Here is a 14,558-nt window from a genome sequence, read left to right on the forward strand (position 1 = left end):
CCCTAACGTTGGGAATCCACCTATGCCTCACCGGACGACCGGGCCGTTGGCGAGCCAACATCCAGGTCGAACCGCGCTAGTCCATCTGTTGGCCGGGCCCCGCTGCGCGTGAGCGCTGATTCAAAAGGGTCGTGACCGACGGCACCCCGCCGAGTGTGCACGGACTTCTCGTTTACCGCCTCGCTGATGCAATCGCGGCCGCGACTTGGTTGGGCGCGTAGACGTCGGCCTTGAACACCTCCTGCCCGTCTGGCGCCAGAATCACTAGCAGCGGGATGCCGACACGGCCGTACTCGGTCAGCAGCTTCCAACCCGACGACTGATCGGAGGTCAGGTCCACCTTCATCGCTGTGACGTCGCTCGCCGCCGCCGCGCCGATCATCGGCTGTGTCTCCAGCACCGTCCGCTCCAACACCTTGCAGTTGATGCACCAGTCGGCGGTAAAGTCGAGGACCACCACGTTGCCCCGCGACAGCTCCTGCGTCAAACGGTGGGGCGTATAGAAGACCCAGTTGATCGCACTCGGCCGTGTCGCCGCGTACGCCAACGTCAGCGAGGAGCCCGCCATGACCACGCCAATCGCCGCGAAGACGATCCGCCGGTTGCGGGCGAACGTGATCCCGAACGTCCGATACACCATCCACAAGCATGTGACGACGACGATCCCAGCGCTGAGCCACCAGTACCACTGATAGACGCTGCGCTCCCCGCCGCCGAGCAGCGAATTGACACCCGCGCCGATGAAGAACGCGCCGGCTGAGATCATCAGCAATCCGAGCACTTGCTTGACCAACTCGTTGGCCGGCCCCGTGCGTGGGATGCGGGTGACCAGTCCTGGCCAGGCGGTCAGCACGAAATGGGGGATCGCCATGCCTACGCCAATAGCTGCGAACGCGGACAGGGCCACGGCCGGGCCCGCGACCAGCACTGAGCTGGCCGCCGCGCCCATGAACGGCCCGATACACGGCGTAGCGAGCACGCCGGTCATGATGCCAAACCCGAACGCGCCGCTGTAGCTGTCGTGCTTCGGATTGATCGCGTACACCCACTGCGGAAGCTGCATCGTGAACAGGCCGCACATCCCCACGGCCATCAGCACGATGAACAGCCCCAACCCCATGTTGAACTGCCAGTACCCAAACAGTTGGCTGATGGCCCGCTGATCGCTCAGCCCCGCGAGCGCAGCGCCCAGCGCTAGCCAGAATGCGAGCACACCGAGCGCCATCACCGCCCCCAGCGCCCGTCGACGGGCGCGATCCGGCTCTGTCCGCACGAGACCCAAGATCTTGATCGGGATCATCGGCAGCACGCACGGCATCACGTTCAACAGCACTCCGCCCACAAACGCCAGGAGCAGCACGCCCGCGAACGAGCCCAGCGTGGAGACGCCAACCGAGGCGTCGCCTGCCACGGTCGAACCCGGCGGCGCTTGCGGCGGTACGGGACGGGACGGGGCGTAGCCGGCAAACAACTCTTCGTCGATCACCCGGCCGCCGTCGGCGGTCACCCGCAACGCCGTGGTCAACGTGATGGACTTGGGCCGCAGGCACACCGTGGCGTCGCAGGTCTGGTAACGGACCTGCACGTCTGCTCGAAGTTCGCCTGGCTCCGCACGGGCGGCGATCGTCACCGGTAGATACGCGGTCGTCTCATCCGCGTGCGCCGGCAGCGGGGTCGGCTGGCCCGTGTAGTTGACCGTGATCGTCTGCGGCGACGGAAACTGCGCAGCGCCAATCGCACCCCCCTGCCCCTCCGATCGTACGGATGCGGTCACGGTCGTCGGGATCAGGAAGTCCAGCGCAGCGGGGATCTGTTCGGCTGACGGATTGATGTGCCATTCCCGCTCGAGCTCGAAGACGACCGCCAGCAGAACCGTCTCGCCCGGCTGCGCCGCGTCGCGCGACCAGGCCGTGCGCACGCTCACCGGGTCGCGGCCGTCGCCCAACCCGACGACCTGCGCCATCAGCGGCGCTACAGCCGCGACGATCCACACCATCCCACACGAGAGAACGTAGAGCGCACTCCCTCGCCGCCTAGGTGTCCGAGTGTTTATCATCAGGAATGCTGAAAACCCGATCAACCCTATTGCAGATCCGGCTCAGCCGCCCCCATTATCGCGCGCAAGCTCGGCCTGAGCCATCCCGTTCTGGTGTCGCCCGCGTGAAGGAAACGGGGGCGGGGGCGGTGTCTCTTCTCTATAAGACACCGGAACGAAGGGTATCCATCGCCTGAGCGCACGGGAGGATCCATGCAGGGATGGCCAGTAACCAGTAAGGGATCGTGAGCCATGTTGACCCGACGCGGCAAACCACTGGCCAGCGAACGACTCCTGGCATTCCTGCTCGTTGCGGGAGCGCTGGCCCTGATCAGCATCACCGTGTTCTATCGCATCAGCGGATGCCGCCACCGTGCAGCAATGGTTGAGCGGTCGCGTCCCCTTTGCCGTGCACATCCCGGTGATGCCGGACGCCGCGTTCGAGGGCGCTCGCCTCTGCTACTTGGATGGCCGTCGGGGCGTGGTGCTTCGCTATCAGGTCGATGGCGATGAGGTGTCGTACTACGTCATGCTCGCTGGTCCCTCCTACGCTCCTCCGCCTGCGCCTGAACGGTTCCTGCGAGGAGCGGAGAGCGGCTACCAGGTGGTCGCATGGCATGACGCGGGGCTGACCCATGCCCTCGTGGGCAAGCTGCCAGAGGCCCGCCTGCTGCAGTTGGCACGTTTCTGCGTGGATCGGCAGGCTGCGGGGAGCGACCCGGTGGGCTTCTGCCCAAGATGAAAGGCGGCCGTTAACACGCGCGAGATGCCGCGCCGGCCCAGCAGTGGACCCGACGAGCCCTGCTGTAGAACCAGCGTAACGTTTTCGCGTGTCCTAGGGACTGAGTCGTATGGGCGGTGATGTGACGATGGCCCGCCCTCGCGCGCCCCCAGGCACGGTTCGGCGAGGTGTCGCCGTTGGACACGGTAATAACCCCAGAGGTGGAGCCCATGCAGGCCCGAATAGATGACCAGACGGTACTTCGAGCGCCAGCCACCGTCGTTGAGCGCGCTGCGGGCGCGATCATTGCCATCGATCCCGCAGCACCGAATTGGATCGTGACGGATGAGCGCGGCCTACGCATTCTCCGCTATCTCGACGGCCGGACGCCGCTTGGTCACGTCGTGCGCGCCTACGCGAGCGATTCCGGCTTGGACCTCGCGCGCGCGTGGCTCCATGTGGACACGTTCGCTCGCGAGGCGTTGCGGCAACAGTTCATCTCCACAGACGGCGCTGTGCCCCAGCCGTATCTCGGTCGCGCGGCGTATCTGCGAACTGATCGCCTGCGGGAGCTCTGGATCCAGGTCAACGACTTCTGCAATCTCTCGTGCAAGCATTGTCTGGTCTCGTCGGGGCCCGACCGTGGCCATGGCCTGCCGGGCCCGGTTGTGCGGGCAACCATCGATCAAGCCGTAGCGCTCGGCGTGGAGCGTTTCTACCTCACCGGTGGCGAACCGCTTGCGCGTACCGACGCCATCGAACTGATCGACCATATCGTCCGTGCACACGAGCGGGACCTCGTGATTCTGACCAACGGCACGGTGCTCAAGGGCGAGCGCCTTCGTGCGCTGGCGGCGCTGCCTTCCGATCGTCTCCGCGTGCAGATCAGTTTGGACGGCGCCTCACGGGCGGTGAACGATCCGATCCGCGGCGAGGGTACTTTCGAGCGCATCTGCGATGGCATCCGCGCCGCGGTCCAAGCAGGCCTGCGGACGACGATCACGATGGTGCTGCTGCGACACAACCTGGCGGATGCGCCAGCGCTCGTGACGCTCGCCGCGGATCTCGGTGTTTCCAACGTGCACCTCCTCTGGCCCCATCGCCGCGGTCGCGTCTTGACGGGAGCGTTTGCGAATCTTCCCGAGACTCGAGAAATCCTGGAGAGCGTGCGTCTGGCACAGGAGGTTGCGCGGGAGAGAGGCGTGACCATCGACAACGTCGAAGAACTGAGGCTCAGATTCGACGGCCTGCCGGGTGTCAAGAACGACCTCGCGGGTGCCGGGTGGACCAGCCTCTGCCTTTCGACCGACGGCGGGATCTACCCGTCGGCCTCGATGGCTGGCGTCAAGGAGCTTCACTGCGGCAGCGTGCTCGACGACAGCCTCGAGCACATCTGGAAGGAGAGCGCGGTCCTCCGTGAGCTGCGCGAGGCAACCGTCGAGCAGAAGACCCAGTGTCGGAGCTGCCATCTCAAGTTCCTGTGTGGCGGAGGCGATTTCGAGCATGGCTACTGGGCCGCTGGGAGATCGACCGGGCGCCCCTCGGCGAGCTCAGGGTCACCCCGAGCCACGTCGAGGGGTGAGCTTGCCGAAGCGCGCGGGGGATTCCTCGGGCACGATCCGTATTGCGAGCTGTACAAGGGGCTCGCAGGTGACGCGTTCGATGCGTTCGTCCAGGAAGGCGGGGCGGGGGTTCAACCGCGGTCCGGATTCGACAGACCGGTCGTCGTTCGGGGCATGGGCGAGCGTACGCTGCACGACGAGGCAGAGATCGTGCGGACCACGCACTCGGCATGCGTCCTGTCCGAGGAGGTCGTGGATCGCTCACGGGCGGCCGTGCGCGAGTTCTACGGCCATGCGGCGGAACAGCCACAGGCGGAGCTCTGCTGCCCTGTCCGGCCCGACGCCGAGGATCTCGCTCACATCCCGCCTGAAGTCGTCGAGCGCTTCTACGGGTGCGGCAGTCCGGTGTCCGCAGCAGCACCTGCGCCTGGAGAGACGCTCGTTGATCTCGGTTCTGGAGCGGGCATCGACTGTTTCATTGCGGCTCGGCGGGTGGGTTCGGACGGTCGCGTTTTTGGGATCGACATGACCGACCAGATGCTGGCGGTCGCACGCGAGTCGCAGCCGAGCGTCGCGGCAGCCCTCGGGTACGACATCGTCGAGTTCCGCAAAGGCCTCTTGGAGCAGATCCCGCTTGACGCGCGCTCGGCCGACATCGTCACGTCAAACTGCGTCATCAATCTGTCGCCCGACAAGCCGGCGGTGTTTCGCGAGGTCTGGCGGGTCCTCAAGGATCGGGGCCGCGCCGTGATCGCCGACGTCGTGGCCGACCGTGATGTCCCGCCACGGCTGCGTGCCGACGGGCAGCTCTGGGGCGAGTGCATCAGCGGTGCGCTCTCGGAGGACGCGTTCTTCGCGGCGCTGGAGCGCGCCGGCTTCTACGGCGTGTCCATGCTGAAGAAGACGTTCTGGCGTGAGGTTGAAGGCACCCGTTTCTATTCGGTCACCGTGCGCGGGTTCAAGTTCGAGAAGAAAGCGGGGTGCCGCTACATCGGCCAGTACGCCGTCTATCTCGGTCCCCTGAAAGCTGTCGTGGACGAGGAGGGGCACCTGTTCCCGCGCGGAGTCCCAGTCGAGATCTGCACCGACACGGCGGCAAAGCTCGCGGCGCCACCGTACATGGGCACGTTTGCCGTCCTCGACGGACAGGCATCCACCACCATCATCGCCAGTGACGAAGGCTGCTGCGACACGAATGGCGGCTGCTGCTGAGGGTATGGTGACGCTAGTGGGTTGTCTCAGTCATTTGTAAAGCGCTTGGCGGGCGGGGCATCCCGCCTGGCGGCGTTGCTCGTCGGTCATATACCGCCTGTATGCTCCCTCCTCGCGCCTGGCCAGCCGGGCGCCGCGCTCCGCCAGCCACTTCACAAATGACTGAGACAGCCCACTAGTGGGCTGTCTCGCCCTCCTCGCTGCAGCGGTACCCTCGATCGGATCATCGCCACGGCTCTTTCTTGCGACGGGCATGGCTGGCCATTCGACGGAGCGCGGGGCGGGCAGCCAGCCACGCGACAGCGGCGGCCACCGCTCCAAACTCGAGCCAGAGCAACGGCGCTGGGACCGTCCAGGACTCGCCGAGCGACCTCAGATACCACACGCGATAGACGGCAAGGACGCTGAGGCTCCATACCAAGAGCGGTAGCGCTGCTCTGCTGCTGAGAAACGGCGTGAGCCACAGGAGGTACCAAGGCGTGACCATCGGCGCGGCCAGCAACGCCCCGCCCATCGGCCAGGCCCACGCCTCCGGTGCGTGAACGGGACGCCGTGTGCGAAGCCAGGTCGCCACGACGAGTCCGAGGAGGACCGCAGCGGCGGCGACCGCGCGCGCGGGAGCAATGTGCTCGAGCGCCGCAAAGATGGGACCATTGAAGCGAAACCGATCGACGAATGCCCCGAGTGATCCGATCGGGAGGGGACCGCCCGTCACTACCAAGACCGCCGCGCCGGCCAGCGCTGAGGCGAGCAGCGCGTCGCGGACACGAACGCGACGCCAATAGAGCGGAACGAGCACGATGGGGAGCAGCTTCACGAGCACGGCCGCGGTGAACGCAAGCGCCGCAACAGCCGTCCGTCCCCGAATCAACGCCGATGAGGAGACCACCAGCGCGAGGACGCCGACAACATCCACGTGCCCTCCCGCTGCAGTCTCGAGCGGCATCAACGGGTGCCAGGCATACACCAATATCCACGCGAGCGGTCGTCCGATCGCGGTGAGCGTCGCCGCGAGGGTCAGCGCAATCAAGACATCACAGATGACCGCCGCGACCCGAAACGCGAGAATCGATTCGTTCACCGATGTCACGAGACGGAAATACAGTTGCGCCACGGGTGGATAGATGGTGGGAAGCCACGGCGCGTGGACACGGCGAGTCAGATCGGTGTGCAGGGCACTGAGTCTGGCATCGTTTGGACGAGCGGTGTAGGGATCGAGACCGGCACGCTGGACCCGCGCGTCCCAGACATAGCGGCGCGCATCCCCAGCCTGGTCGTCTGGCAGCATGAGCAGGGCGCCGCGTCCTGCGAGGGCGATAACCAGGCAGAGGCCAAGAGCTCGGCGCGACAGTGATGGGCGGCGCGCGACCCGCGCGAGAGCGATCAGATAGCCGATCGTGGCAACGGCCAGGGCGGCCATGAAGGCCGGCTCGCCGGGTCTCGCTTGGAACCACGCCATGGCACCAAACGCACACACGATGAGCGCGCCCGCGGCAAGAAGCACTCGATCTGTTCGATCGCGCACACCGCCATCTGGGGCAGGGAGCTGCATCGCGCGGTCTACGCTCACTCGCCGAGCTCTGGTATCGCCTCTACCGAGCGACTCACCGGCGATGCCCCTCTGCGGCTCGCGCTGCCCCGAGGCGCTCGAGCAACACATCGCGGAACGCCGGTGTGACGTCGAAGCAGTCCCTCTCGAACGGTCTCGGCATGCGGATTCACGGCGACCGCCTCCATGTTCTGTCTCGAAATCGCTGCGCACGTTACAGCTCTCGCGGTCAATGCGCGATGCCCGGACGTGCACTCCTCGTGGAGGCGAGGCCCGTTTCGTGTAGCCACGTCCGCGTCAAGGGTGCCGCGTCGGGACTCTCGTCCTCCAGGCACAGCAGGTCCGACCACTGGTGAATGCAGTACCACGGTTCGAGAAGCCGAACCTCCAGATGATGCCGCCGCGCCAGCGCGATGGTCTGGTGCAACACGTGGCCGGTCCCCCACTCGATGCCGGCAAACAATTCCTGGTGCGGTGACTTCAGCCCCACGAGGTAATATTCACCGTCAGCGGTTGGCCCAAGGACGACCCGCTCGCCCGGTTCCTCCAGCGCGCGCTTGGCCAAGAGCAAGAGGCGCACGGGCAAGTGTGGCACATTCGAGCCGACGATGATCGCCGCCGCCGCGCCCAGGCGAAACAGGTCTTCGAAGGCGCCGTGCAACCGCTGGCCGAGATCACCACCGTGTTGCGCCATGACGTCGGTCGTTGATCCGACGATTCCGCGCAACTCTTCACAGGCCTCGGCAGGTTGGCAGAGCACGACGCGGTCGACGTGCTCCACGGAGCGGATGACCTCCAGCGTGTCACGAACCAGGGCCGTCCGAAGCGCTGGAGGCTCCGCAGTCGGGACATCGGCCGTGAGACGAGTCTTGCCACCCATCCGTGGCGCACGCACCATCATCGCGACGACGACCCGCCGTCGACCAAAATAGCGCCGCGCGAGCACGGCCGGCGAAACGCCAGCGAAGTACAAGGTGGCCAGCCACACGTTCTCCACGCTTCGACACATCCACCCGTCACGCTCCCATTTGCGCGCAGATGTCAGCACCGGCAGCTCGTCATGGAGCAGCGATCCGAGCCGTGTGAGCCGCCGGACGAAATCGACGTCTTCCATCAACGGCACATCCCGGTAGCCACCCAGCGCCGCGAAGACATCGCGGCGCACGAACAGCGCTTGATCGCCATACGGTAGGCCGAAGACACTGACGCGCGCCCGCACGCCCGCTTCGATCACGCGGGCACGCCAATCGCGGCTATCGAGCGTCAAGCGGTACGAGCCGCCGATGATGCCCTCGTCGCGGGCAGCCCTGCACATCACGTCCTGCCATCCATGCGACAGGCGTGAGTCCGCGTGCAGAAATAGCAACCAGTCGCCGTGTGTGACGGCTGCCCCCGCGTTCATCTGCGACGCCCGGCCGCGAGGGGCAAACACCCATCGGACGCGAGGATGGACCGCACGCAGGTCATCGTGGGCCGCCACTTCGTCTGCGGGGGCGGCGACAACGACCTCGACGCCAGCGATGTCAGCGAGATCCGCCAGCAGCGCACGAAGCTGCGGCTCATCGTCGCGCCACGCTGGAATCACGATGGAAATCACCAGGCCAAGGCCAGTCATCGACAAGTGTGAGAGAAAGGCAGGCGCAACTCGACAGATCGCTCTATTCGTAGGTCGATGCAACAGCTAATGCCTGGAAGTGTGAGGCATCTCGCAACTGAACGCGATAGGGGTGAGCACTCGATCACTGGAGGGCGAGCGCGCGCGTAACGCGCACGGCCACCTCGCGCTGCAGTGGGAGCAACGCCTCCGCCTCGTGGTCCCACGCGTCCGCCCAGATGGCGCTTTGGTCGGCGGCGCGAACGAGCGTGACGCCGATGCGCACACGACCGTCAGTCGACGATCGGATTGTCCCCTCCACGAGGTACGAGACGTCGAGCTCACGCGCGATCTGCTCCACGGTTTTCGGAGAGCCCTGGTACGCCAGCGCCGAGGTGCGCGCAATCACGGCAAGGCGCTCAGCGCCCATGCGTGAGAGCTGGAGGATTAGCTCGTCGGTGAGACCTTCGCCGATGCCAACCTCAGATGGTCTCGCGCCGAGGTGCTCGAACGGAAGCACGGCAATCCTGATCTGCTGCCGCATCTCACCGCGTCGAGGCGCCTTCGCCATAAACACGGGGCTCGCGGCGATCATCGGGGCAACCAGCAGCAGCAGCGGCAGGAGATATCGTTTGATGTCGGAGTGGGAGAGCTGGTCGCGGCGCTTTGCCGTGCCGCCTTCACTCGCGGGCGCCGTGTTTTCTGACGATGTCGCGACCTGAGAGGCGAAGCCCTCCCCGTTTGTCCAAACGACCTGGACGGGCGCGACGAAGCGATAGCCGCGCTTGGGAAGCGTCGCAATGTACCGGGGCGCTTCGCCGTGGTCGTGCAGTGCGAGCCGTATTTGACGAATGCAAAAGTTCAGGCCCGCATCGAAGTCGACATGCGTGTCCTCCTGCCACAGATACTGCCGGATCTCGTCGCGCGTGATGAGCTCACCTGGCCGGCTCACCAGCAGCGTCAGCAGCCTGGACGGCTGTGGCGACAGGCGAACCGGTCGGCCGTTGGATCTGAGCTCTCCCCGGCGCAGATCGAGCTCGAACAGACCGAACCGGAACCGCGAAGGCTCCGTCGGCTCTTGTCGATGCATGGGCGTCTCGTTGTTTCGACGCCGTACCCTATTCGCCGGATCGCGCGCAATCGCAAGAGAGTGTGAGCAAGCTCACACAAGAAGCCGCTTGCGGTGCGCCGTCAGTTCCCCGACTTCCCCGCACCGAGGCCACGTGCGTAGAAGGTGTCGGGCACGCCATCTCGCCCGTCCGCCCACACCGGCAGCACACGGTTGCCGATGCTCGTACTGAAGATGTAGTCGCCCATGTTGGGAATGATGTTGCTGACGACCTGGCACCAGTTGGTGCTCACCTCGCTCACCCGTACAGGTGTATTGAACGTCGCGCCGCCGTCGCCCGAGCGGACCCAGTATGTGTCGACGAGCGAGATTGCTTCACCGGCACGCCGGACATTTCCCTGCAGCGTCTGGTTGCACTCGATGTCTGTCGGATCCGGTGTGAGGCCAGCCTCGAGACTCTCGTAGTACACCACTTCGACGATACCGCCCGGCCCAACGCTGACGGTTGGCCAGATCCGCTTCACGCCTTCAGCGGGAACCGACGGCGCGAGCGGCACCGGTGCGCTCCAGGTCGCACCCTGATCGTCAGAGTAGCTCAAGACTGCCTGAGAGGAGGTCAGGTTCTGTGCGACGCATGGGCGATCCGCCGGCACGGCCGGTGGGCACGGGATGCTCTCCGGCACGCCAGACACCGGCACCACCATGCTCGAATAGGTGACGTAGACGCGCCCCTGCTGTGAGCCGTTCGATGCGACGGCGATCCGCGGGTGATTGTTGGTCCGGTTGCGGTTGTACGCGACAGGCGGTGCGCCGCGCATATGGTTGATCTGGTCCACGACGACCGGCGGACCAAAGGTGGCACCACCATCCAGCGACGTGGCTATCACGATCTCCGCCTCTCCCGAGATGTCCGTGAGGTCGAACCGCGGTCCACGCTCCCACACCACGTACACCTCACCGTTCGGGCCGAACGCCGGCGCGGAGCTTTGCTGACCGACGCCGACGTTGCAGTTGGCGTCAGCAGCGAAGTCCGTGAGATCGGGGCCGACGACGGTTGGTCCCTGGTAGGTGTCGCCACCGTCGGTTGATCGAAACACCTCGATCTGCCCAAAGCCAATCGCCGACGCTTCGGGACATTGGTTCCGCGCGGCAAGATCGAGGAAGTTGGTCAGCGACATGATCACGATGCCGCTCCCGTCCTTCGCCGCTGCGATCGCCTCCTTGTCGAGGAAGTCTCCTCCGCCTGGTCCGGACGTGACCCCCGGCGTCACGAAGCGCACGTCCTCCCAGGCGAACTGCCCTGGACCGCTGAACCGGCCCCGGTGGATGCTCATGCCGAACTGGCCGGTGCCCAGGTCACTGCCGATGCTCGACAGGTAGATCGTGTCTTTGTCGGCGCCACCGCGGTCGAGCCACGGATCGCCGAAGGTGAAGATGTCGTCGAAGAGCGGTGGCGCACCGCCGTCGGTCCACGACTTTCCGCCATCAGCGGAGAACGCAAAACCGGTCAGCCCGAGCTGTGTGACTGTGCAGTCGGTGCCGAGCGCACAAAACCCGTCGGCGTCGTTCCAGCCCGCGACCAGTCCTTGGGCATTTCGGCTCGCGACGATGCTCGTTTCGGATCGCCCGATGAGACCATCCGGAAAGAACCGCTGCGCATCGTTCACTCGCACATTCGTGCTCACACGCGGCGGTGGGCCTGTGCCGCTGAAGCCACCGCCACTGAGGTCCGTCTCGCTGATCCCCGCCATCTCTGGGACGGTGATCTCGCCGCTCTTGTCGAACGGCGGCGCGGGTTGGACCTGCGCGCGCCCAAGCATCGCGCCACTAGACGCCGCAAGTGCCGAGACGATTAGCCACCGCTGCAATCGACGTCCCCGCTGTGTCATGGCACACCTCCTCAAAAACCCTCCAGATCCGAGCTCCGTGCGATTGTCGTAGGCTATCACGCGATCCAGGTCGAAGAGATTGAAGATGTCGAGAACGGCCGTGATACGCCGTCGACCCGCCAGCCGAAAGGCGTAGTCGGCGTGGACGTCGATGTTGTACTCGGTCTCGGTGCGCGTTCGAAAGCCGTCAGCCGTTTCGAACCCGGAACCGCGCGGCGCTTCGGGAATCTCGCTGTCGTTGCCAAACACCGGATTCGACGCGGCGTGAGCGGCTCTCCAGAATTGGCAATGAAGCCGGCACCAACGTTCAGCCCGAAGGGGAACGCGTAGTTGCCGAACAGCTTGACCTGATGACGCCGGTCGTTCGGGAGCGGCCCCTCGACACCGAGAAGCCGTGGGTCACCTCTGACGATGATGCCTTCCTCTTCCGCGAGCGTCAGGAAGTTTGGATCGTTGGGCGGGAAGTCGAAGAGCGACGTGATGCCCCGATCAGACTGGCCGTTGTCGTTGCGGAAGAAGCCTTCGTAGGTGCCTTCGAGCTGGCTCCAGCGATAGGAGGCCTGCAGCCGCCCTCCCCCTTCACCGTCTAACCGTTAGTCGTCCTAATGATTTCGTAAGCGAGACTTTGGGAGAGGCACTGCAAGTCGGTCGCCGCTCGGTACCGAAACCAACGCGCACGGCGATGAGCACACGCAGAGCAATCGATGAGCGTTTGCTGAGCGTCCAACACACTCCGCAAAGAGAAGTTCTACGCCGAGCCCTTCACTGAGTGACTGTCAGAGCACGTGACAACGGCATATCTCGTCGCCAGCTGATACGGTTGTCAAGCAGGCTCGTTGTGGGTCACACGCGCGTACTGCTCTCGTCATTCATTCCCTTGAATCGAGCGGGACGGGTCGATCCAAATCCGTGGGTTGGGAAACGCAAGGGCTCACGGTCCCTCGCATCGGATGTGTGGCGCTGGCGGTGGATATGATCGCGTCACGAAGGGAGTGGTAGGACTCATCACCTCTTCCTGTCGGTGTCTGACGTCCCGGGACGCCACACGTCCGAGTGCGGGAAGTATCCTCGCCAACCAAACCAAAAGGCGGGATGCGCCACGGCTCGCGCCAGTTGTTTCCCAGCGAGTGGCCCTCGTATGCCAACACCATCAGCCAGCCGCCACTGTGAGCCCGTTTCGCGATCGCGAAGCACGCTCTCGGCGCCGCCGGCTGCGGCTGCTTCGAGCGCGAAGGTCAAGACGCGGTCGTCTGCACGCCGAACGTAGGCGACAACAGGCAGGTCCTTACCAGGCGCTGCGAGCACGACGGGCAGCTCGCCGACGCGTGCGTTGACGACGCCCGCACGACGTATAGCCTTGAGCGGAAAGGCGACGGTTGCTTCGTCGGTCCGTATACCAAGTATTCGCTCCTTGCCACGCAGGCGCGTATCCTGATTTCGTCGGCCGAAGATACCGAGCCGCGTCGAATCCCGGATGTAGTCTTGGTACGCCGAGCGGTCCGCACCACGTTTCTTGAGCACCTGGCTGTCTGGATACATCGCTTTCCATTCCCGCCAGGTGGCATGAACGGCCGGCACTGCCTCGAGCACTTGACCCTCCAAGCCACCCTTGATCGCGTGCCCATCGACGTGCGTCCACAGCGTGTCGGTCTCCCGATCGAACATCACCAGCGCGTCACGATAGAGCATGCCCGATACACCGAACGTCAATGTCCGGCTCGCAACGTTTCTGGCATACACGATGCCAGTGCCGCACAGCGGTCACCACGTGACGGCGACGGGTCTTCCCTCGAACACGTCGTTCACGATCTCGTGGCGGTCGAGATGCCAGGTGGAGTAGGCACGTTGCTCCCGTTCACTCACAAGGCCGATGACGATCTCTTCGTCTGCCATGCCGCGATCCGCCTCCGCTGCCGGCTCGAACTCCGGCTCATCGATCGCTCGGATCGCGTCCTTTGGAACGACGACGTAGAGCTTGTTGTCCTCTTCCTGCCCGGTCACTGAGACAACCTCGCGAGCCCCCGCGACTATGCCTGCCGCTGCCACGAGGCCAAACAGGAGGCTGATAGAGCGGCATGACCACATGGCATCCCTCCTCTCACGACACCGGCCCGTGTCTAAGCCTGGTGGACATTGTTGCCCACCTTCGAAGCACCAGCCGCACGAACCGCTCCACTCAGTGAAGTAGCTCACAGAAAGTCGCCACCCACGTGCGCTGAGGAACCTTGAAGCCGAGAACTGTGACGCAGCTCACGCCGAGACTCTGGATCGGTGAAAGCCGAGGCCTCAGACTGAGACTGGGTGAAGGGGTAGAACCGAGGGGCAAATCGAGGCCGAGAAGGGTGAACCCGAAAATGGGGACCCGGGCGATCCCTCTCGGTCCGAGTAACCCTCGCTTTTGCCCCTTGCCCCTTTTGTCCCTTGATGCCCTTACTCCCCCGATCCCGTTGATCCGATGAGCCACATGGTCCACGTCATCGAAGTCTTCGTTTGCGACCATTGCTTCGCGTGTCCGCCCGCGTACGAAGCGGTGGTCCGGTTCGCCGCCGAACGCGAGGATGTCCGCGTAGTTCGCCGCGATTTCGAGGGGGCACCGGAAGCCGTCGCGCGCTACCGCCTCTTTGCCACGCCGGCGGTGGTGGTCGATGGACGCAGTGTGCTCTACGGAGTGCCTCGCCCCGATCAACTGGCCCGGCGCTGTAATCGGCTGGACTGACCACCATCCGAGCCCGCCAACGCCACCGATCATGCAAGTTCCACTCTGCGCGTGAGTCAGTTCACCACTTCTCCGCGGCCGGACGCCTTCGGTGTTAGCCTGCTTCATCGGAATCCTCGCGGCCCGCCGAAGCGTCTCAGGATTCAAGATCTCATCATGCCTGCTCACAGCAAGCTTTGGTACTTGCAGCACTTCCGGCTCCTCGATGCCC

General features: G+C 64.9%; 11 protein-coding genes. 4 read left to right on the forward strand and 7 right to left on the reverse strand.

Annotated features, from left to right (window positions below):
- Positions 1-172: 172 nt before the first annotated feature.
- Positions 173-2,056 (reverse strand): hypothetical protein, encoded by a 1,884-nt coding sequence (locus tag GEV06_25585; GenBank protein ID MPZ21240.1) that lies wholly within the window; start codon positions 2,054-2,056, stop codon positions 173-175.
- Positions 2,057-2,408: 352 nt separating this feature from the next.
- Between GEV06_25585 and GEV06_25590 the strand changes: the two genes are divergently transcribed.
- Together GEV06_25590 and GEV06_25595 are read left to right on the forward strand one after the other, a co-directional pair.
- Positions 2,409-2,777: a hypothetical protein gene (locus GEV06_25590; GenBank protein MPZ21241.1), complete on the forward strand. Its 369-nt coding sequence runs from the start codon at positions 2,409-2,411 to the stop codon at positions 2,775-2,777.
- Positions 2,778-2,986: 209 nt separating this feature from the next.
- The gene (locus GEV06_25595; GenBank protein MPZ21242.1) at positions 2,987-5,530 is read left to right on the forward strand and encodes a methyltransferase domain-containing protein; all 2,544 of its coding nucleotides are present in this window, start codon (positions 2,987-2,989) and stop codon (positions 5,528-5,530) included.
- 223 nt (positions 5,531-5,753) lie between these two features.
- Here the strand turns inward: GEV06_25595 and GEV06_25600 are convergent, their stop codons facing one another.
- From GEV06_25600 to GEV06_25615, 4 genes are all read right to left on the reverse strand, one after another.
- Positions 5,754-7,082: a hypothetical protein gene (locus GEV06_25600; protein ID MPZ21243.1), complete on the reverse strand. Its 1,329-nt coding sequence runs from the start codon at positions 7,080-7,082 to the stop codon at positions 5,754-5,756.
- Between the two features lie 226 nt (positions 7,083-7,308).
- Positions 7,309-8,694 (reverse strand): DUF2064 domain-containing protein, encoded by a 1,386-nt coding sequence (locus tag GEV06_25605; GenBank protein ID MPZ21244.1) that lies wholly within the window; start codon positions 8,692-8,694, stop codon positions 7,309-7,311.
- Between the two features lie 124 nt (positions 8,695-8,818).
- Positions 8,819-9,763, reverse strand: coding sequence for a hypothetical protein (locus tag GEV06_25610; GenBank protein MPZ21245.1), 945 nt, complete (start codon positions 9,761-9,763; stop codon positions 8,819-8,821).
- Positions 9,764-9,864: 101 nt separating this feature from the next.
- Positions 9,865-11,880 carry a hypothetical protein gene (locus GEV06_25615; protein MPZ21246.1) on the reverse strand — a complete coding sequence of 672 codons (2,016 nt, stop codon included), beginning with the start codon at positions 11,878-11,880 and terminating at the stop codon, positions 9,865-9,867.
- Positions 11,881-11,981: 101 nt separating this feature from the next.
- Between GEV06_25615 and GEV06_25620 the strand changes: the two genes are divergently transcribed.
- Entirely contained in the window at positions 11,982-12,221 is a 240-nt protein-coding gene (locus GEV06_25620) for a hypothetical protein (GenBank protein MPZ21247.1), read from the forward strand.
- Between the two features lie 415 nt (positions 12,222-12,636).
- Here the strand turns inward: GEV06_25620 and GEV06_25625 are convergent, their stop codons facing one another.
- Positions 12,637-13,389 carry a DUF3179 domain-containing protein gene (locus GEV06_25625; GenBank protein ID MPZ21248.1) on the reverse strand — a complete coding sequence of 251 codons (753 nt, stop codon included), beginning with the start codon at positions 13,387-13,389 and terminating at the stop codon, positions 12,637-12,639.
- 3 nt (positions 13,390-13,392) lie between these two features.
- A complete protein-coding gene (locus GEV06_25630) occupies positions 13,393-13,716 on the reverse strand; it encodes a DUF3179 domain-containing protein (GenBank protein MPZ21249.1) in 324 nt (107 codons plus the stop codon).
- Between the two features lie 370 nt (positions 13,717-14,086).
- Here GEV06_25630 and GEV06_25635 point away from each other — a divergent pair, with 370 nt between their 5' ends.
- A complete protein-coding gene (locus tag GEV06_25635) occupies positions 14,087-14,347 on the forward strand; it encodes a hypothetical protein (GenBank protein MPZ21250.1) in 261 nt (86 codons plus the stop codon).
- Positions 14,348-14,558 lie beyond the last annotated feature (211 nt).

The organism is Luteitalea sp. (genome assembly GCA_009377605.1).
Lineage (GTDB): Bacteria > Acidobacteriota > Vicinamibacteria > Vicinamibacterales > Vicinamibacteraceae > WHTT01.